We start from the raw sequence: 18,698 nt of genomic DNA, 5'->3' as shown, positions 1-18,698 counted from the left end.
ATAACTGCTCACAACTATCACTCCTATACAACTTAATATTCAGTCCTGCTCGTCGATTTCCTCGACTTCCAAACTGTCTATTTCAGCCCCGTCAACCTCGCCAGAGCAGCTGTGACACACTGAAACGTATGCCTCACCACTTTCCCAGGCCATTCCTTCCGCTTCTTCCTTTGTGTCTGCTTCAAACTCGCCCAGATATTTTGTTGCTGTCACAACTCCATAAACTCGGTATTTCGGCATTTCGTTTGCTCCTCTCTTATCTCGCAATATGAGTCGACTATTCATTTTGATTCTTCAGTCTTTAAAGCTTCTTCTGCTACTTCGATGATGTGCAGGAGTCGCGCTTGATTATTAATGTGCTTTACTTCTCCATAGGCAATAGCGAGAATTTGTTTAAATGCTTCTTTCATCCCGTGTACACGCTCCCTATTCATTCAGATACTTGATAGCTGTACTCATGCCACGCTTCTCGTACGCCCTTTAAATGTACATGAGCCGCTTGCTTTGAGAAACCCAACCGCTTACCAGCTTCCGAAGCGTTCATCCCTTGCAACATGAGCTCTACCAAAGCGCGTCGCTTGCTCCGTCTGCCCGTGGTCGGCATTGACTGAATAAATTCATTAATACAAGCAGCTGATGTGTCAACACTGGACGTGGCGTACAGATCAGCAAGGTTTTGAATCTCGCCATCGACTTCAAGCAAAATTGGATACGTCCTGATTCTCAGGAAATGTTTTGCAAAGTCGATTCGCTCCACTGAAACGCCGAAGCTTGCTGCCAACTCCTCAGAATCGACATCGTATAAGTGATTAATCCGAATACGATTAGCGATCCGCCTGATATGAGTGGGAACCCTTACTTGTGCATTGGTGTTGATCGACCTTGCCACATAACCCCAGATGCACCTATATGCATAACTGCTGAAAGCAAACCCTTTCGAATCTTCATAATTGGCGGCGGCAAACATCAACCCGATACAGCCTGCGGAATATAGATCGTCGTAGTCCAAAGCCGGATCACGCAGGCTAAAGCTCATACGCCTCGCCACCTTTCGTACGAGACCAAGATTGTCAGTAACTAACTGATGCAGGTGTTCCGGTAACCGCTCCATCCTCATCAGCCCTTTCTATCAATCGGTTAATATACCAAACCGCCTTATGCAGATCCTCTACGCCGTTCTTACGCTTCCAGCGCCATAGGTACTTGATCGCGTTGGCTGTACATACCGCCTCGATACCCGTTAGCCCCTCAGTCGCTGCTTCCAGTGCATCGATACACTCCACATTTCCGGCCGTATAATGGGCTGGATGATTCACGTTATCTTTAGCCATAACTATCAATCCTTTCTAAAAAATCATTTATGACCCGAATCCCATAAAGCACGGGCAACGCCTGCAATGGATCAACTGCATTCCCTAGAGCTCTTAGTCTTGGCTCTCTATTTTTTACACCTGTCGCTACTCGATGAGGCTCCCAGCTGTATTGTTCTATACCGCGAGGTGCAGGTTGAGGATAAGACGATATAAATTTAACAAGAGCATCCAAGGGATTCATTCCCCATCCGTCCAACCAATCGGAAAGTTCATAAGGGTTTCCACCCAATCTGGATTCAACTGCCCTTTGTTGTTCGGCTCCATTACCTGACCCTTGATGTTGCCCCGCCTCAATTCTTCTTCCCACCGATCCGACCCGTAAGGAGAGCTCCCTTTGCAAGATGATGCTGTCGGAGTCCCCCATAGAGCCGCCGCCGGAAGCCCGTTCCTCGGATCGTTCGCTATCTCGCCGTGCTTCTCCGCATCGTTGGCCCTCGGAGTCGGCCAAAGCCCAGCCTTCCATTCCGCCATGTCCGTTCGAAGACTTCTGCCTTGCCCCCCCCGTGACTCCCTACTGCGTCTGCTGCGCTTGGTGTAGCCCAGAATGAAGATCCGGTATCTCCGATGCATCGCGCCGATACCTGCAGCTGGAACAACAACTGGGACGGATTGATATCCAATTTCTTCAAGGTCTTTCCTAATGGTTTCGAGGACCATTTCCGCTTCCTCGCATAGAGTTGTCTCGTCTTCCAAGACAATTTCACTATTGGATTGTGCCATACTGACGAGCCCGTCAACATTTTCAGCAAACACCCAAGAGGGTCTGACATCTCCAATAACTCGACACATTTCAGGCCAGAGGTAACGGTCGTCATTCGTCCCGGTTCTTCTTCCAGCATGACTGAAAGGTTGACAGGGGAAGCCACCTGCGACGATATCAATGTCCGCAATTCCATCAAGCTCCATCACCTCTCGTGTTAAATTAAAAACATCTTCATATATCGGTCTTTCTGGAAATCGGCGACGAAGAACAGACTGAGCAAAAGGTTCCTTTTCACAAAAGGCAACTGTATTAATCCCTGCCCATTCCGCCGCCAACGATATGCCGCCTATTCCAGCAAATACATCAAGTTGATTCAAATCGATCAATCCTTTCTATAGAAGTCACACTCGAAACCATCAGCCCGCAGCGGAAGCCCCGGCGCCCAGCTGATCGGCTGACCCATAATCTCGCATGCCCGTTCAAGTGAGCCTGACTGCTCGTCCAATATGACCTCATCATGTACGTGCATAACGATGTTGTGGCCGGCGGCGTCCAGTCGAATCATCGACTCAGCCAGACAATCCCGGGCGATCGCCTGCACGCAGTTATGAACAATCATCGGCCCTGAATCACCAAGGACCGTAAAGCGGCTACGTGGTCCGGCGTTTACAATGTCGTAAACCGGTTCGTAACGTCCGGTTCTGCAAACAAAAGGTTCTGCGGACACCCGGTCTTCAGTCTGTAATAGAGCGTTGTCCGATTGATCCCCGAACGATCCGCCGCTTCTGCTGCTGTCATTTCGCCCCATGGCGTCTGTATTCTCACGTTGTTCCGCTTGTTGTTCGCCTGCTGTTTCATCGTATCCCAGCAGCAGTTCGCCTTTGTGTAATCCCCGTTCACGTCCATTCGTTCTATCGTCAATCCCGTTTGATACGTCGGCCCCATGTCCTGCCAAAATGTTTCGAAGCTCTCCACCCATTCCGAGCAAACTGAAATCCCCCGAGCGCCGTAATTCTTCCATGCTTGATGTGTCGGGAGCTTGCAGCGGTCTATCATGGATCGCCATACCGCAAAAGATGGATGTCGTGACATGCCGTGTGTCGTCCGACTCTCCGCAACCAATTCGCTGCGCTGACATCCGCATGACTTCTGTTTGCCCTTCTTGAATTCGCTCGCTGGCATCGTTATGATTTTTCCGCAATCGCATTGGATTTCCCATAGTGACTTTTTCCCGTCTGACCCCGCATACGTCAAAGCTGTTAGGGAGTGAAACCGAAGCCCGGTAATATCCTTCGCACGATGATGCACTTCGCCACCCCATTTCGGTCAGTATTTTATGGTCAGGCGTCACTCTAACGCCATCAAGATCAATCGTGCCCTGCATGCCGTTACTAATAAGGCCGTCATGCTGCACCCATTCAATGCCATCCCATAGCAGGCTATCAGATTCGACGTCCACCATTCGCGCCCACCCTTTATCGGTTAAAACGAGCGTTTCACCGGACAGGCAATTCTCGACAAGCTTCCCGCCGTATGTCCGGAGCCGTACCCATTGCTTCTTATCGTTAACGCCCTCATAGCTGAGCTGCTTCTTGCCATAGCTGCCGTCCTCCAGCCGTGGCTTAAAGTAAGCAAGCCGACGACCGGACGGCAGCTGGCAGAACAGCGTGCCAGGTGTGTAAATGAATGAAATGCCATGATTCAGTTTCACGGTCCGTTGCTCCTCAACCGCTTTAACCGCGGCATCGCCGACCGCATACCAGAAACGTTTGATCGCTGGATTCGCTTCACGCCAAGCATCAACAAGCGGCTGTAGCTCTTCCTCTTTAAGCCCTTTATCCAAAGCGCCCATCGTAATAAGAGCATTGGGCCCGCCTTGATAGCCAAGCGCCAGCTCCGCTACCTTGCCGCGCTGCCGATCATCCTTCGTAACCTCATCAAGCGGTATCTTGAACATCTGGGCTGCAGACGCCTCGTAGATCTTGCCGTGTGTCGCGAATACGTCCAACCGCCACTGCTCTCCGGCCAGCCATGCAATAACGCGGGCCTCGATAGCCGAGAAGTCCGCTACCCCAAAGGTATTACCATCAGACGGAACGAACGTGGTCCGGATCAGTTGAGATAGAACGTCGGGCACACTGGCGAACAGCAATTCCAGCAACTCGTAATTCCCTTCTATTAATAGCTGTCTAGCAAGTCCCAAATCGGATAAGTAGTTTCGAGGCAAATTCTGTACTTGCACAAGTCGTCCAGCCCATCGCCCGGTTCGGCCAGCACCGTAAAACTGGAGCAGCCCGCGCACCCTGCTGTCGGAGCAGATCGCACGCTCCATCGCCTGGTACTTCTTCACGCTCGTTTTGCTGAGCTCTTGCCTCAGCTCCAGTACACGCTTGGCCGTATTACTCTCAACCTGATCGAGTAGCAGCGGCACCGTGTCTTTTGTCAGGCTGTCAACTTCCAACCCTTCAGCCTCCAGTAACCATGCCTTGATCTGCGGTCCGCTGTTTGGGTTATCCAGCCCCGTCAGCTCCACGGCTTCCGCCATAAGCTTCTCTTTGTACTGTTCATCACAGGCAATCGCATGAGTCACAAGCTGCGGATCCAGCCGAACGCCACGGTCATTAATCTTCTGATCCAGCGCCCATAGCCGGTGCTCGCTATCCGGAATAGGGTGCTGCTCAAGTACTTGGCTTATATCCCGCTCGACGACGACGTCCTGGCCACAATAGGCTTTATAACTGAGCCATTTAATCGGATCATGATGCGGATAGTTACGCGTTCGGCCGCCGTTTGCTTTGGTCGGCTTGCATGGGAGTGAGAAATATTTGATTAGGTTCTTGCCCGCCGTATCCTTCTGAGCTTCCAGCCCGAGCACCTTTGCGACGCCGTCCAGGTAATTCGGCAAGCCGAGATATAAAGCATGAACCGCCGTACACCTCCACTGCTCCGGCTCCATCGGCATATGAAACCACTTCGCAATACAGGTCCGCTCGAAATTAGCATTAAACGCGGTCTTGGTAACTGCCGGATCTGTGAGTGCATCGTATACGTTGTCAGGCAATGTCTCGAAGTCTAGCAAGTCAACAACATGAACGGGATCGTCATCGAAGGTATAACCGAATAGTAAAATTTCAAAATCAGGTGAATCGACGTATTTATAAACGCCGCATTTGATTAGATCTACTGAGGAGTATGTTTCGATATCAATTATGAGCGTGGTCATTCAGCAGCCCTCTAATCTCTTCCGGTTTCGGATCACCTTTGACCGAGTGATACAGATTTATACAGCTTAGATGCGACTCGCGTATAATGTCGTTTATTGTCTTGTAAACTTCGCTCGGCTTGATACCGTCTTCTTCGATCATGCAAAACATGGCATTAACGATAGCTTGATGATTCTTGTTTTCAAGATTAAATCTCATTCGCCGTCACCCTCCAAATCTTCTTTATACTCAAGCGTCCCGCCGCAATGACAAGCCTTAAACCGTTCATAATCCTGCTCGCTTGCAACGTGATTGATTTTCATCGTCGAGCTGCAGGCGCTACAAGCCCATAGATACCATTGGATAGGATTGTTCATTCTTCCACTCCCTCAACCAATTCGGATACATGCCACACATAAGGCCCGATCTTTACCGTTGATATAAACCGGATTTTATCGAAAGGCTTAATTTCGTTCTCCCGCTCGTCATTAAACTCCTGGCCGGTGCCGAGAACAAGAATCCGCTTTGCCTCATCCCAGATAGGCAAGGATACCGGCGTAGGGACGAGCGCATAAACAATGATTGCCCCGTTTTGCTCAATAGCCGAAATGATGCGCGAGCCCACTGGCATGGATACGTAATTTACAAGGTTTGAAACTGGAACAAAATATTTATAGACGGTAGTCATAGCTTTTTACCTCCGTGCCTCACGCTTCGAGTAGCGTTATAAGCCATCTTCTGAGCGATTGCCGCACCCAGATCGATACCGAGATGCCCGCAAGTGTCAAATATCCGAATCACCGTATCCGCCAGCTCCGTTGGGATGCCACACGGCTTGTCGCCTTCAAGCCATATCTCCGTAAAGCCACGGCCGTTCCGGTGATCCTCTAGCGCTTCCGACAGCTCGCTGTGCATAAGAGCAATTACCTCACCGAAGCTGCGCGGCTCTGAATACCAGCCTTTATCGATGGCGTTCGCGTGCGCTACTTTGCCCAGCTCGTTAACCGTAAGGCTCACAGCCTTGCGAAAATCAGCCTGTGATTGGCGAAGCACGTCCAGTAGCTTCTCAATTGCCTGTTCAGCCTCATCTAATCGGCTCGCAAGCTCGATTGCATGAAGCTCGCTTAGCTTGCCTTCAGCGATCGCCTGCTCCGTCCTATATAAATAGCTCATCCTTAAAACCTCCCGTATTTTTGGATAAGAAAAGGGACCCGTTGCCGAATCCCTTGCTGTTAAGTAAAAGAAATTAGTTCAGATAATCCTCTTCGCCAAGGTCGTCCTCGAATTCCGTATCAGAGAAGTCATCGTTCAAGCTGCTGCGGCCGCCAAGAAAATCGCCGTCCTGTACCTTAACGATGTTGTTCAGACCAGCAGCCACGCCGCGGTTCCCCTTCGCATCGAATGGGTAGAAGTTAAGGCTGACCTTCGCATAGCAGCCGGAGTAAACCTCCGTTGTGTCCGTGATTTCTGCAAATTTCGGTTTGCCTTCAGGCGTTCGGCCGACTTTCTTTGCAACACCAGGCTTGTTCTTGCTGGAAGCGTTCAGGAAGAAGTGACCAGCATAGGCTTCATCGTCCGGACGCTCCTCATCACCGTCACGCAGCGGCGTCTTAGCATTAGCAGGGATCTTTCCGCCCCATTTGCTCTTGCCTTGCTCCTTCGCAGCGTCAACAGCTGCTTTGATCTTCTGCAGCGTCACCTTGTCCGACTTCGGGATTAGGATCGCTGTGCTGTACTTCTCATCGCCACCATCGATGGATTGCGGAGTGAAAACGTGTGTATAAGAGAGACGAACTGTTCCAGTGACTACTTTTGTATCCGTATTTGTAATAGCCATGTTTGTTGGCTCCTTTATAATTGGTTTTTGAATGATTACTCTAGGCATGAAGCGCCATTTATAGGCGTCCGTACCGATTTTATTGAATAAGGCTCTTTGTGCAAGCTTTTTGGAAGGTTCAGAGATCCCAAAGCAAAACTTTTTCGAAATAGTGCTGTAGATACCCCATTGATCAGCCAATATCCTCACCTTGGAATTCAGACTCAATCGATGCTAGGGATGACAGCTCCGGACGCTTGTCCGCTTCTTCTACAAGAGTCGGCTTGCCCGCCGGCTTAATCACCAGATCAGACAGCAGCTCCCCGAACATCTTCTTACCTACGACCTTCTCCATCTCCGTTATGCCGACAAGCTCCTGCGGCTTATAGATGGAATCCGGCTTAAAGTGCTGTCCGAAATGCTTCTGCTTAATCGCTTGCTCAAGCGTGAATTTAACTGCATCTTTGTCACTGTAAATCCGATTGCTACGACCTTCGACAAGCTTCCAGCCAGGGTATCTAACATCATGCTTCTCAGCCTGCTCGAGCATGTAATCCTTCACATCGCCAGCCCAACTGACAAGGTTATCAATCTTGCCCCGGATCTCAGCAAGCTCTTCAAGAGACAGCAGCTCCGGCTCTTTAAACTCATGAGCGAGAAGCTCAAGATTCGCAAAGGCCCTGACGCGGCAGACCGCTTTAGCCTTGCAGAACTTGCAGTGTTCGCCTGCCTTCGTCTCACCTTTTCCGGATACGGCCAGCTCCGCGCCGGGCTTCACGACTTCGTCTGCCCACTTGAGCAGTTCCTCTGCAGTCATCCCCTCCGTCGATACACTGTCGAGCCTCGGTTGGACGATCGTCATACGGACGTTCTGCACATCGTAAAGAAAGCTGAAGCCATTGATGGCGCCGAGCCCGTATAGCCGGAGCTGGCTGTTATCCTCAGCAGAAACGGGAACACCCTTGCCATACTTAAGATCGATGACCTCAAGCGTACCGTCTGCGATGATCACCACGTCACCTGTACCGAAGCCCTCCGGCACCCACGGTGAGAAGTCCAGCCGTTCCTCGAACAAGACCGTCGCATCCGGCGTTTTAGCGCGGGCCTCATTGATCCGCTCGACGACCACGTCTATGTAGGTTTGAACGTGGTCCTCCATCTCTTGGCTGTAGAACTGGCCCTTCGTAGCGACTTTCAGACGTTTTGTATGCTCTTTCTTGTCGATATGGTTAAACAGGTAAGCCAGGTGAATCTCAGACAACTCATGGGCTGCTGTACCTTCAGCGGCGAATATGCTACTACCACTATCGCTCGGGAACAACGCTTCTAGCCCGACACTCCCCGGGCAAGCTAGCCAGCGCTTAGAACCGGATGCCGATAATTTGGCATGCGCACGGCTTGAATGGTTTTGAGTCAATCCCAGCACCCTCTTCCCCGTTTCTGCTCCTGCAGGATGTTAAGCTCATTGCGGAGACGATCGACTTCTTTCTCTGCTTCCATGGCACGTTTTATCGCATAAGGCCAGCCGATTAATGCGTTTTTAATGAATCCGGGAAATGAAAAATGATAACCAGCGGCTAAGAACAGCGTTGAACAACTGTCCACGTATTCGAGATCAGATTCTAAATCCCGCGCTTGTGTAGCACTACTCATTCGCAACAGCCTCAAGCGCCGCGTAAACCTTAGCACGTTGATCTTCAGGGACAGCACTAATAGAAGCCGCGCCGAAATCGGTCAACACCTTCTTAACCTTTGCCTGCTTACCAAGCTTAGCCACCTCAGCCGCCTTTGCTCTCAGATCCTCAACGGAATATGTGGACGGCTCATCGTCATCAGTCGATTCCGGCTCTTCTTGAACTGGATCCGGCTTCACTTCTGGCTCAACAATAGGCTCTGCTTTCTCCGACTTCGCGCGAGTTGCACGCTGCTTAGGCGCTTCTGGGGTGGCCTCTGGTTGTACGACAGGAGCCGCAAATCCTCCGATCCGACCTGCTAGAACAGATAACTCTAATACTGCTTGCTCGGCGTTCTCGCCGCTAATATGGATATTTACTGGCATGATAAAACCTCCTGTTTTCAATCCGTCCAACATGTGATATGCTGGCGGTAACTTGGTTTTTGATTTAAACGGCCTTTGCGGCTCCTAACCCGCGAGGGCTTTTTCTATCTGTGCGATCTCGCCGTCTAACCAATCAAGCGCAGTCGGCAGAACACGCGGATCGACTTCGATACGATTTGTTAACCGCCAGCGCATCCGCTGCAGCTCGTATTTCCTCCAACGCAATTCCAGCTCCTCAGGCATATTACTCACCCCCTAATATTGCTGGCGTACACTCAGGGTCCTTTAGTACATCGAGAATTTCCTCGAGTGATGCGATCACCATCGCTAGCGGAACATGTTGATCGCTACGAGCTTGTAACAGGTTGCGTTTAGCAGCTCGCAAGAGCATAACGCCTTCTTCCATGTGCTGAACTGCTTTCTGAGTCGGATTCATTGGTTTTCGCCCCCTTAAAATGGATTGAAGCCGATATGATGCGCTTCACAGAATGCGATTTCAATAAGTACATCGTCACCGATCGGCAGCTTGTCCAGCCGTTTTGCTGCACGCTGCTTGCCCTTTTCGGTAAGCACTGCACTGCCATTTTCGTCTTTAGCAATAAAGCCAGCTTCGAGCAGCTGCGCTGCTTGACGAGCAGCAAGTTCACGATAACCCTGTTCACTCATTCTTTTTCACCTCCTTCACGTAATTCCATCAGACATCTATTTGTTGTTCTTGCGATCAGCTATCCACTTCTCAAAATCTTTTTTCTCAACTCGCTTCGTTTTACCTAGTGAGAAGCAAGGTATACCGCCGTGAGCTGGCGAAAGCTGCATGTATTCATAAACACGTTTACGCCCTATCACAAGGTAATCAGCGATATTTTGAGCTGTTAAAATGCTGGGTAGCTGTTCTAACGTGAGCAGTTTTATTTGAGTCACTGATCACCAACTCCCTCGCCTTGGATACTTGTATTTCCGTCATTTTTGAGAAAGTTTAAATCCAAATTCAGCGCAATGGCGATTTTGGATAGTGCATCGACACTAGGTGCATACCTTCCGTTCTCAATATCAGAAAGGTAGCTCCTAGACAACCCTGTCGTTTCAGAAACAGAGGCCTGCTTTAAGTGCAACGCTTTGCGCTTTGTTTGGATGGCGCTTCCTAGTGCTTTCTTATCCATTGTTTGTATCACCTCCTGTGTAATAAATGTACAGTATTTCCGTCATTTTTGTAAAATTCGATTTTTAGTCATATTCGAGCATTTAAGAGCATACGCTAGCTATTTACTGGTATTTCCGTCTAATAGGTCAATTATACTTGTATTTACGACATTTTAGGACTTGTATGACCGTCATTACGGCTGTATAATGAAATAAATGTCGGATCCACCGACTTAAAAGGAGTGCAGGAAATTGTCTATCGGGGAAAATATTAAAAATTACCGCAAAGCAAAAAGACTTACTCAAGTGGAGTTGGCTGATAAAGCTAATATATCCCGCTCATACATAGCAGACATAGAACGTGACCGATATAACCCTAGTCTTGATACACTAACTGCGATCGCTAATGTACTAAAGGTAAGCGCAAATGAATTGTTGGGGATGTCGAGCAGAGTGTCAGAGGAAGATTACGCGGAAGGATATACCGATGATTCAAACGGTTTATCGGCTAGAGAGGAACGTGACATTGCGACTGATCTGGAGCGCATGATCGGCGAGCTCGAATCAAACGAAGCGTTAGCTTTCCACGGCGAGCCGATGGATGATGAAACAAAAGAACTCATGCGGATCTCACTTGAAAATTCCTTGCGACTAGCTAAAGGGATGGCAAAACGAAAATTCAACCCTAATAAAAACAAAAACAAATAAGGGGCGCACTGGATGGGGATCAGACGTATGGTCAGTCAGCTGACCCGTAATTATGGAACGAATAACCCTTTCACCATTGCGAAGCAGAAAAACATCCTAGTCGTATACGAGCCGCTCGGCGGCGTTATGGGTTATTTTAATACTTATAAACGAATGAAGATGATTCACCTTAATAACTCACTTGATGAAATCGAAATGCGCTTCACTTGTTCCCATGAACTCGGACATGCCCTGCTTCACCCAAAAGTGAACACGCCATTCCTTAAAAGGCACACGTTGTTTTCCGTTGATCGCATCGAACGGGAGGCAAACCAATTTGCAGCAGAGCTCCTTATCCCAGATGAGCTGCTGCTGGAGCACACGATAAGCGAAGCTGCTGCAATCTGCGGGATACCGGAACAAATGGCAAGATTTAAACGTTTCTACAAATAAGCACCATCATATATTTATAACCTTGCGCTTTCGCCGCTGCGAGGCGGTTTTCTATATACCAAAAATAGAACATACGTTCTAATTGAGAGGAGAAATAAGACATGCCATACATTCGTAAGCGTGGTAAAACTTGGTCATATACCGTAGATCTCGAGAAGGACCCAGTTACTGGGGAACGTAACCAAGATTCTAAAGGCGGATTCAGAACTAAACGGGAGGCTGAACTTGCTGCGGCTAAGGTTGAATCGGCAGTGGCAGATGGCGTCTATGTCAAAGAATCAAACACTACTTTCGAGGAGTTTGCCAATACCTGGCTTAAACTTTATCGTGCCAGTAACGCAAAGGAAAGTTCTATCAGACAGAGAGGATACCAGATAAAAAGCCTTTTGAAGTATTTCGCTAAAGTCCGTTTACGCAATATATCTCGCAAGAAATACCAAGATGTATTAATAAATATGTCTGAGACGATGGCGCACAGCACAGTTCAAGGGATACACGGTGTTGCGCAATTGTTATTCAAGAAAGCGATGGAGTTTTCAGAAATAAAAATCAACCCTACCGAGTACGCGAAAGTGCCGTCTGCCGCAGATGAGGAAGAATTACCGAAATACATGGAGAAGGAGCAGTTGGCCGAGTTTTTGCGACTCGCCAAACACCGGGGACTGCACGACGACTACCTAATGTTTCTAGTTCTCGCTTACACTGGTCTGCGGATCGGCGAGCTGTGTGCACTTACCTGGTCGGACATCAATATCATAAATTGCACAATATCTGTAAATGGAACACTTGTTAATCTTAAGGACAAGGCGGAAGAGTACAGAATAGGCACTCCTAAAACAAAATCGTCACGTCGTATAATAGACGTGGACGTGAACATTATCGCTGAATTAGAACGACACAAAGCAAAGCAAAATGAATTCAAAATGAGTAAGCGCGATGTCTACCATGATAAAAATTTTGTGTTTGGGCGGGATGATAATTCGTTCGGGTACCCTCCAACGCGCAGAAAAATTGAGCATCGAATGAAACGCCTTACGCAGTGGATGGATCTCCCGCAAAAGTTCTCGCCGCATTCACTTAGGCATACACATACCTCGCTATGTGCAGAAGCAGGAGTGAGTTTGGAGGCGATCATGCAAAGACTTGGCCATAAGAGTGATGCTACAACCAGGTTAGTGTATCTTCATGTAACAAAGGCAGTGAAGAAAGAAGCCTCCGAAAAATTTTCCGCTCTTTTGAGCAAAGTGGTCAAATTGTGAGCATACGTGTATACCATCCCCTAAAATCCCTTTAATTATAAGGGGGTTTTCACCTGTAACCGTAATGAGCATCATAACAGTCATCAAAATATTACGCATGCCTTCACCTCCTTCCCGTATTAACTTCCATTCAGTTAAGCGACTGAAACAGCTTCTGCCCTTCTCTTACCCATGGATAAATAAATACCTGAAAGGTATACAAAATCGGAATGCCCGCTATAACAAATAAAAAGTATGAGGCTGATTCCTTCCTGCTTTCTTTAGCCAGCTCAATCTTCTCCTTGTAATCTCCGATCCTCGCTCGAAGCAGGTCGTAATACTGCAGACTTTCGTGCATCCGGAGCGCATCGAGCGTCTCGACGAAGCTAAGCGCCTCATCGGTACCGAGTCTTAGTTTAAAACGCTGCAGCGCCGCACCCGCGTCATGATACCATTCGGCGAGCAGCCGCTCCAAATCATCGCGCATGGCTCGCGTAAACGGCAAGCAGCGAAGCAGCTTCGCATGGATATGGAGCGAGGAGTCCGAGAGATAGAGAAGCTGATTGCTTACGACGAATATTTCTTTGGTTATTTGCAGCGCGCGCATTTTGCTTATTGACCGCAGCCATACCAAGTCGATATATACAATAAACATCGCGAGCAGCAAGCCGGGACCAATGAAGGATATCGGCAGGAGTGCGTTTAAGCGCTCATACAGAAGAACCATGAAAATAACAGACAGCATGATAGCAGCTATGAGAAGCCTCCTGGCGATAACATACCATGCAGCGTCCGCCGTGATGCCGCAGCTGGCAAGGAGCAGCTCTCGCTCCAAAAATGAAGGTCCGTGTCGTTCTACCCGAAACAGTCGCAGCCATTGCTCCGGAGCCTGCCTTGTACGCCAGCCTAATAGGGCCAAATGCTTCCATCTCGTGGTGCGTCTCGGCAGCAATTGAAGAATGGCATAAATAGCGGCCACCCCAAACACATACTGGCCGATCGTCACGGCTATCCCGATGAAGCCTTCCGTCCACTCGTGCATTTATGTCCTCCTTTCACATTTTTTTGCGTGACAGCCAGAGTCCCATAAGAAAAGAAGCAAAAATGAGAACCATCGCATTAAGCAGCATGTCACGTCCCTGCGGGTCGACCACATAATAATAATAGGAATTCTCCTTGTTATATCTAAGGTTGATTCCGATATAGATGGCGAGAAACAAGAGCGGCGAGAAGTTAGCTACCCGAATCTCCAATAGCCGGTTTCTTTCCTGCTCATTCGCTCTTCTTGCCTTGCGCATATCCGTCAGAAGCTCCTTCAGACTTTCGGTTATAGTCACGCCCTCCACAAGCGCTACCCTTAAAATATTGACGAAATAATCCGCCCATAAATGCCCTAGCGATGCGGACAGCAGACGCAAGCTCGCATCGTCGTCACCGCGCACTGAAAGGTTACGGTAAAGCTGCTCGAACACGGTTTGCATCGGTCCAAGCAATCGCCGCTCCTCCACCGTACGCTGCAGCGCGATCCGGACCTGACGTTCTCCGGTGACGATATAACATTGATAAAACAGCTCTACCGCCGGTAAAAAATCCATTTGCGTCTGCATACGTCGATGTACGAGCATGGCTCTAACGATTGTATAGGGCATCGCGCCAAGCAGCATGCCGAATAGCAGCGTCCCCTTTACGCTTTGAAAGAATAGTCCGCCCGCGGCGATTCCTGCGAGCAGAAGCAAGCCAGACACATATGCGAAGGCGCCGGGCGTCACTTTTAATTGAAGAGCTTCCAACAATTCAGACAAATGCCGATTCAGCCTTTCATATCGTTTGAAACGCTCCTTCAGCCGATATTTCCAACCAATCTTCGTCCGGTAGGTTAGCTTGCCGATGAGCTGCCGCTCCCGCGACCAAATGAAGAAAAGGTGATATAACGCAATAAATATCAAGCAGAAAAGCAAGGTCGCCGCAGCAGCTATTGAAAGCTTATTCATTACCGTCACCCTTCGCTGCCATTCGGACAGAAGTTTTCGGGGATGGCTGTGAAGGAAAGCTCCATTCGTCAAGCTGCGCATCAAATACCGCCCAATCCATAACGAAAGTCTGTCCTTCCTGCCATAGCAGTTCGCCTATCCGGCTGACGACTCTTCGACCGTTCAAATAGCTCATTTCAATGCCGACCTCCGTCACATATTGCGTAATCCGCTTGGTTAATCGCTCCGCATTCATTCCCCGGCCGTCAAGCATGCACATATCCGTTATTGCTTCCGGCACATCTTCAAGCCTATTGGCGTGCACGGTAGTCATGCTACCGGAGTGACCTCTCGTGCAGGCCCGCACGTAGATGTTAGCATCCACATCCCGGATCTCGGCATGAATGATGCGCTGCGGAGATTGCCTTAAGGCCAGCTTAAAGGCCTGATCTGAACGATGCTGCGGATCATCCTCTTCCGTTTCGTACTCGACCACGTTTTTTGTTGGAAAATCGCGCCCCAGCATCATTTCGAATCTGCTCTCGATCGTAATGATTCTCTCCTCATCCGGAAGTTCGGCGATTAAAGCCTTCATCAAATTCGTTTTTCCCGAGTTCGTCGGACCGATAATGACGATATTAAATCTTGCGGCTAAAATGGCTCTCAGCAGGCTTTGCACTCGCGCGCTTATGGTCCTGTAAGCGGGAGATCCTAAGGTATCGAGACTAAAGCTCCGCACCGTGTAGAACCGAATCGTCAAGGTCGGGCTAGCCGTGAAGCCGAAGCCGGTCATCGTAACGCGGGAGCCGTCTCGCAGCATCACTTCTGCCCAGCGCTTGCGCGGATTTATACGGTCATTATTGTAGAGCACGAGGTTTTGCTGAATGCGCTCCACCTCGCGTACGTTTTCAAACCGATAATCCGAAAGAACCGTCACACCGTCCTTGACGAGGAAGATTTGTTCGCCGACCACTTGTATCTCTTCCAGTCCTTCCTTGTCAGCAAGAACTAACTCAAGTACATTAAGACCGATAACCTCTGCGAACAACGCTTCCGCAAGCGTCTGATAAGGATGCTCAACATTGGCAGCGCCATGAATGCGAAGCCTGATCAAACGATCCGTAATAACGGCAAGCACCTGCTCCCGCTCCTGCGTATAACCAAGCACTGCGCGATTCAACGTCTCACCGTACTGCCTGCGTTCATCCTCACTCAGTCCATGCGGAGCGCTTAAGTATGTTCTAATATCATCCGTAAGCCTGGCAAATCTGCCTCCCGCAGCCTCTGCCAGGTATGGCGCTGCTTCATCCCCTTCGCGTTTTACCTGCTCCGACTTCATCTGCGACGCGAATTCCGAAGGAGAAAACCGACTCTCCCTCGCAATCATGAGCTTGTCCCGTTGCGATGGGTCATCAGCTTGCGGTACCAGGGCTGAACTGCAATAGTCGAGGCCATGCTGCGAATGCCGTGGCGTTGCATAATCGCTTTCGCAGGAGCGCGCATCGCTTGTTTGCCCTCATCGGCGGTGCCGAGCCAATCGGCATAAGTTCCATTGTCTAAATGGCTGAATAACGGCTCGCTCATTTGAAATTGTCCAAGCGCTTCCGTTCCAAGCTCTTTGCAAATATGCTTCATCTGAAAACCTCCGCTCCTCCAAGGATTTTTAATCAAAACCGAAACGTACTGCTCGCGGGAAACACCGAATAGCGGCGATACTTGTCCAATCCAACGCCGCCCGTCCTCCCCAAAGTGGGAGAGCGCTGAAGTCGTAACGAGAACTCGCGTGCTTGCTCTCCTTATCGAGCATATCGTCGCCGCATTGTCCCAATAAGCGCCAAGGTCCAACACGACGAAAGAGAAGGCTTGCTCAGCGACTGTAAGCAAATGCTCTGCTTCCTCAGGGGTGAAAAATTCGGCTTGATCCCGCAATAAATTACCGAACAACACTTGTAAATTAGGCTGCCTATTAACGGGATAGGCAGCTCTGCGCAGCTTGTCCGGCGTTAAGGTATAAGACCGGAGCTCCGGGCGAAGCTTATCCAGCGTAACCGCAGGCTCATCGACGCCGATATACCGGTGGATCTTGGCGCTCTTGAGATTGAGGCATAAATATCCGATCGATTTGCCGGTGGCTTCGGCTATGCGATACGCTGTCGCGAAAGCTGCTGCCGTCGTACCTATATTGGGAGTTGTACCAATAAAAGCGGTGAGTGGCGCGGCTGCTCCGTTCACGGCTTATCAGCCTCCCCATCCGTATGGAAGTCCAATGATTCCGGACTATAAGCAACGACCAGCATTTGTTCCCCGTTTTTGCACAAACTGTCGAGCTGCAGCCATTGCGCTTCCGTTAAATTTAAATTCAGATAGTCGATCATCCCGTTCGCATCCCGTCTGGAAGCGTACATCTGCTCTTTGTTGCCGTCGGCCAGCGACAAGATATTAGGATTTTCCATATTGTCGATCTCCACGTTTCCCGAAGTCTTCACCGAGGCGACAATGACGGCCTCCTCGAATAGCCGTTTGGAGGGGGAAGCGTCGCCAGACACGTACAACAGCACCCTATCCCCCGCTCTAATGCCGTTCGAAATAGAACGAATATACTCCTTGGGAATTTGGAAGGTCGATTCGGAGCGCTTAGGCTGCAGCAGATACCGGTCTACCTTCCATGACAAAATGGGCTCGTCTTTACCCAGCGGTATGATCGTTTCCTTCCCTGCCGCTTGGCTCTTCTTCAAAATCATTTCCGGAACAAATGCGGCATTCGGTACCGACTTGTACGCCAGATCCCCCTCCGTAAGCCGCTCACCCGCCGCAATGAAGCGCTTTGGCACTAGCACCGCGACCGTTCCCTCCCGCTCGATCTGTATGCGCTGCAGCTTATACATGCCATAAACGAGACATCCTGACAGCACTGCAGCCGTTAAGCTGATGTATACATTCCTTCTTCTGTTCATCGCCACTCCTCTCCGAGCATAAAAAAAGAACGCATCGGCAGCCCTCTCAGGCTGTTCCGCATGCGTTCTTCGCAATGTAATGCTCTCGTATATAATTTCAACTGCTAATTGAGTACATAATAGCAAATAGTGCTTTCATTTGTCTATCATTTTTTCCTAAATTCATCAAATTTCGGTTAATCCCGACAAAAAAGCCATTTAGCATAAAGGACAGCTCCTTCATTCTGCCAAACAGCCCACATCTTTAAAAATCGATTAATCCTACGCTGATTAACAAAGCATCGTCAACCTTACGCATTGTTTCGTCGTCAAGATGCGTAATTTTATCGGTCAGCCTTTGCTTGTCGATCGTCCGAATTTGTTCAAGCAGCACAACCGAATCGCGATCGAACCCGTGAGCGGCGGCATCCATCTCCACATGGGTAGGCAGCTTCGCTTTCTGGATTTGAGCCGTGATAGCAGCCACGATAACCGTCGGACTGAAACGATTTCCGATATCATTCTGAATGACCAGCACGGGGCGAACTCCGCCCTGCTCCGATCCGACGACTGGCGATAAATCCGCAAAAAACACATCTCCGCGTTTTACGATCAAGCTCTACACCCCGCTAACGAGACGGCCTAACGTATGGTCTGCTTCTTCCTCCGCTTGAAAAGCTTCCGAGGCCATGTTCAGGTTAATTTTCGCCATTTCCATATACCCGCGCTGCATGGATTCCCGGATTTGACGTTTTTTACGCTCCACCAGATACAGCTTCATGGCTTGCCGAATAAATTCGCTGCGGTTGGAGTTTTCCTTGGCAACAATCCCGTCAACCTCCTCCAGCAAATGATCTGGCAGGCTTATCATGATCCTCTTGGTATTTTGTACATTGGCCACCGAACTCGCACCCCCAAAACTTTTCCAAAACCCTAATACACATTATGACATAATATTGCCGTCGCTATACTTCAACATATCTATGATCGCCGTATATCAAATATGCTGTATGTTTTCATGTATAGCCTCTATAGATGCTCTGCCTTACTAAATTCGTGATTATTAGCGAAATTCCTCTTCATTTACGAAAAAATGTAATTTGAAACAATTACCAATAAAAGC

The 18,698-nt window shown here is 49.2% G+C and carries 29 protein-coding genes and 1 pseudogene; 3 read left to right on the top strand and 27 right to left on the bottom strand.

Features of this window, described 5'->3' with window-relative positions:
- Positions 1 to 39 precede the first annotated feature (39 nt).
- The 20 genes and pseudogenes from L1N85_RS11310 to L1N85_RS11225 all read right to left on the bottom strand — a co-directional run bounded on the left by L1N85_RS11310 (position 40) and on the right by L1N85_RS11225 (position 10,314).
- Positions 40 to 240, bottom strand: coding sequence for a hypothetical protein (locus L1N85_RS11310; RefSeq protein WP_235237864.1), 201 nt, complete (start codon positions 238 to 240; stop codon positions 40 to 42).
- A gap of 41 nt (positions 241 to 281) precedes the next feature.
- Positions 282 to 410, bottom strand: a complete 129-nt coding sequence (locus L1N85_RS27145) for a hypothetical protein (RefSeq protein WP_268818241.1) — start codon at positions 408 to 410, stop codon at positions 282 to 284.
- 20 nt (positions 411 to 430) lie between these two features.
- On the bottom strand, positions 431 to 1,036 hold the full coding sequence (locus L1N85_RS11305; RefSeq protein ID WP_235237861.1) for a sigma factor: 606 nt from the start codon (positions 1,034 to 1,036) through the stop codon (positions 431 to 433).
- 34 nt (positions 1,037 to 1,070) lie between these two features.
- Positions 1,071 to 1,331 (bottom strand): DUF3310 domain-containing protein, encoded by a 261-nt coding sequence (locus L1N85_RS11300; protein WP_235237859.1) that lies wholly within the window; start codon positions 1,329 to 1,331, stop codon positions 1,071 to 1,073.
- A 219-nt stretch (positions 1,332 to 1,550) separates the two neighbouring features.
- Positions 1,551 to 2,453, bottom strand: a complete 903-nt coding sequence (locus L1N85_RS11295) for a DNA cytosine methyltransferase (RefSeq protein ID WP_235237856.1) — start codon at positions 2,451 to 2,453, stop codon at positions 1,551 to 1,553.
- A gap of 289 nt (positions 2,454 to 2,742) precedes the next feature.
- Positions 2,743 to 2,874: a helix-turn-helix domain-containing protein gene (locus tag L1N85_RS27895; RefSeq protein WP_407946362.1), complete on the bottom strand. Its 132-nt coding sequence runs from the start codon at positions 2,872 to 2,874 to the stop codon at positions 2,743 to 2,745.
- Positions 2,875 to 3,508: 634 nt separating this feature from the next.
- A pseudogene (locus tag L1N85_RS28160) lies at positions 3,509 to 5,299 on the bottom strand (DNA polymerase); the annotation flags it as partial.
- Entirely contained in the window at positions 5,280 to 5,498 is a 219-nt protein-coding gene (locus L1N85_RS11285) for a hypothetical protein (RefSeq protein ID WP_235237850.1), read from the bottom strand. The pseudogene L1N85_RS28160 and the gene L1N85_RS11285, both read right to left, overlap by 20 nt.
- Positions 5,495 to 5,656 (bottom strand): hypothetical protein, encoded by a 162-nt coding sequence (locus L1N85_RS11280; RefSeq protein WP_235237847.1) that lies wholly within the window; start codon positions 5,654 to 5,656, stop codon positions 5,495 to 5,497. Before L1N85_RS11280 ends, L1N85_RS11285 begins: the two co-directional genes overlap by 4 nt.
- A complete protein-coding gene (locus L1N85_RS11275) occupies positions 5,653 to 5,967 on the bottom strand; it encodes a DUF7352 domain-containing protein (protein ID WP_235237845.1) in 315 nt (104 codons plus the stop codon). The genes L1N85_RS11280 and L1N85_RS11275 overlap by 4 nt, the downstream gene beginning before the upstream one ends.
- Entirely contained in the window at positions 5,964 to 6,452 is a 489-nt protein-coding gene (locus tag L1N85_RS11270) for a nucleoside triphosphate pyrophosphohydrolase family protein (RefSeq protein WP_235237843.1), read from the bottom strand. The genes L1N85_RS11275 and L1N85_RS11270 overlap by 4 nt, the downstream gene beginning before the upstream one ends.
- Positions 6,453 to 6,525: 73 nt before the next feature.
- Entirely contained in the window at positions 6,526 to 7,116 is a 591-nt protein-coding gene (locus tag L1N85_RS11265) for a DUF2815 family protein (protein WP_235237841.1), read from the bottom strand.
- A 172-nt stretch (positions 7,117 to 7,288) separates the two neighbouring features.
- The gene (locus L1N85_RS11260; protein WP_235237839.1) at positions 7,289 to 8,512 is read right to left on the bottom strand and encodes a DUF2800 domain-containing protein; all 1,224 of its coding nucleotides are present in this window, start codon (positions 8,510 to 8,512) and stop codon (positions 7,289 to 7,291) included.
- The gene (locus L1N85_RS11255) at positions 8,509 to 8,748 is read right to left on the bottom strand and encodes a hypothetical protein (RefSeq protein ID WP_235237837.1); all 240 of its coding nucleotides are present in this window, start codon (positions 8,746 to 8,748) and stop codon (positions 8,509 to 8,511) included. The genes L1N85_RS11260 and L1N85_RS11255 overlap by 4 nt, the downstream gene beginning before the upstream one ends.
- Positions 8,741 to 9,154, bottom strand: a complete 414-nt coding sequence (locus tag L1N85_RS11250) for a hypothetical protein (RefSeq protein ID WP_235237835.1) — start codon at positions 9,152 to 9,154, stop codon at positions 8,741 to 8,743. The genes L1N85_RS11255 and L1N85_RS11250 overlap by 8 nt, the downstream gene beginning before the upstream one ends.
- An 84-nt stretch (positions 9,155 to 9,238) precedes the next feature.
- On the bottom strand, positions 9,239 to 9,397 hold the full coding sequence (locus tag L1N85_RS11245; protein WP_235237833.1) for a hypothetical protein: 159 nt from the start codon (positions 9,395 to 9,397) through the stop codon (positions 9,239 to 9,241).
- Between the two features lies 1 nt (position 9,398).
- Positions 9,399 to 9,590, bottom strand: coding sequence for a hypothetical protein (locus tag L1N85_RS11240; RefSeq protein ID WP_235237831.1), 192 nt, complete (start codon positions 9,588 to 9,590; stop codon positions 9,399 to 9,401).
- A 14-nt stretch (positions 9,591 to 9,604) separates the two neighbouring features.
- The gene (locus L1N85_RS11235) at positions 9,605 to 9,820 is read right to left on the bottom strand and encodes a hypothetical protein (RefSeq protein WP_235237829.1); all 216 of its coding nucleotides are present in this window, start codon (positions 9,818 to 9,820) and stop codon (positions 9,605 to 9,607) included.
- 36 nt (positions 9,821 to 9,856) lie between these two features.
- Positions 9,857 to 10,075: a helix-turn-helix domain-containing protein gene (locus tag L1N85_RS11230; protein ID WP_235237828.1), complete on the bottom strand. Its 219-nt coding sequence runs from the start codon at positions 10,073 to 10,075 to the stop codon at positions 9,857 to 9,859.
- Positions 10,072 to 10,314, bottom strand: a complete 243-nt coding sequence (locus L1N85_RS11225; protein ID WP_235237827.1) for a helix-turn-helix domain-containing protein — start codon at positions 10,312 to 10,314, stop codon at positions 10,072 to 10,074. Before L1N85_RS11225 ends, L1N85_RS11230 begins: the two co-directional genes overlap by 4 nt.
- Positions 10,315 to 10,546: 232 nt before the next feature.
- Between L1N85_RS11225 and L1N85_RS11220 the strand changes: the two genes are divergently transcribed.
- The 3 genes from L1N85_RS11220 to L1N85_RS11210 all read left to right on the top strand — a co-directional run bounded on the left by L1N85_RS11220 (position 10,547) and on the right by L1N85_RS11210 (position 12,693).
- Positions 10,547 to 11,002 (top strand): helix-turn-helix domain-containing protein, encoded by a 456-nt coding sequence (locus L1N85_RS11220; protein WP_235237826.1) that lies wholly within the window; start codon positions 10,547 to 10,549, stop codon positions 11,000 to 11,002.
- A 12-nt stretch (positions 11,003 to 11,014) separates the two neighbouring features.
- Complete coding sequence (locus tag L1N85_RS11215; RefSeq protein ID WP_235237822.1) at positions 11,015 to 11,434, top strand: ImmA/IrrE family metallo-endopeptidase; 420 nt, start codon at positions 11,015 to 11,017, stop codon at positions 11,432 to 11,434.
- A gap of 101 nt (positions 11,435 to 11,535) precedes the next feature.
- Positions 11,536 to 12,693, top strand: a complete 1,158-nt coding sequence (locus L1N85_RS11210) for a site-specific integrase (protein ID WP_235237820.1) — start codon at positions 11,536 to 11,538, stop codon at positions 12,691 to 12,693.
- A 130-nt stretch (positions 12,694 to 12,823) separates the two neighbouring features.
- On the opposite strand, the gene L1N85_RS11205 is transcribed toward L1N85_RS11210, so the two are convergent.
- The 7 genes from L1N85_RS11205 to L1N85_RS11175 all read right to left on the bottom strand — a co-directional run bounded on the left by L1N85_RS11205 (position 12,824) and on the right by L1N85_RS11175 (position 18,476).
- Complete coding sequence (locus tag L1N85_RS11205; RefSeq protein WP_235237817.1) at positions 12,824 to 13,714, bottom strand: hypothetical protein; 891 nt, start codon at positions 13,712 to 13,714, stop codon at positions 12,824 to 12,826.
- Positions 13,715 to 13,727: 13 nt separating this feature from the next.
- Positions 13,728 to 14,663 (bottom strand): hypothetical protein, encoded by a 936-nt coding sequence (locus tag L1N85_RS11200; protein ID WP_235237812.1) that lies wholly within the window; start codon positions 14,661 to 14,663, stop codon positions 13,728 to 13,730.
- On the bottom strand, positions 14,656 to 16,029 hold the full coding sequence (locus tag L1N85_RS11195; RefSeq protein WP_235237810.1) for an ATPase, T2SS/T4P/T4SS family: 1,374 nt from the start codon (positions 16,027 to 16,029) through the stop codon (positions 14,656 to 14,658). Before L1N85_RS11195 ends, L1N85_RS11200 begins: the two co-directional genes overlap by 8 nt.
- Entirely contained in the window at positions 16,026 to 16,874 is an 849-nt protein-coding gene (locus L1N85_RS11190; protein WP_235237809.1) for a P-loop NTPase family protein, read from the bottom strand. The genes L1N85_RS11195 and L1N85_RS11190 overlap by 4 nt, the downstream gene beginning before the upstream one ends.
- Positions 16,871 to 17,596, bottom strand: coding sequence for an SAF domain-containing protein (locus L1N85_RS11185; RefSeq protein WP_235237807.1), 726 nt, complete (start codon positions 17,594 to 17,596; stop codon positions 16,871 to 16,873). The genes L1N85_RS11190 and L1N85_RS11185 overlap by 4 nt, the downstream gene beginning before the upstream one ends.
- Positions 17,597 to 17,840: 244 nt before the next feature.
- On the bottom strand, positions 17,841 to 18,191 hold the full coding sequence (locus L1N85_RS11180; protein WP_028609438.1) for a type II toxin-antitoxin system PemK/MazF family toxin: 351 nt from the start codon (positions 18,189 to 18,191) through the stop codon (positions 17,841 to 17,843).
- A gap of 3 nt (positions 18,192 to 18,194) precedes the next feature.
- Positions 18,195 to 18,476, bottom strand: coding sequence for a CopG family ribbon-helix-helix protein (locus L1N85_RS11175; protein ID WP_028609437.1), 282 nt, complete (start codon positions 18,474 to 18,476; stop codon positions 18,195 to 18,197).
- Between the last annotated feature and the right edge of the window lie 222 nt (positions 18,477 to 18,698).

Source organism: Paenibacillus alkaliterrae (genome assembly GCF_021532375.1).
GTDB lineage: Bacteria > Bacillota > Bacilli > Paenibacillales > Paenibacillaceae > Pristimantibacillus > Pristimantibacillus alkaliterrae.
This window is presented reverse-complemented; position numbering and strand designations above follow the sequence as displayed.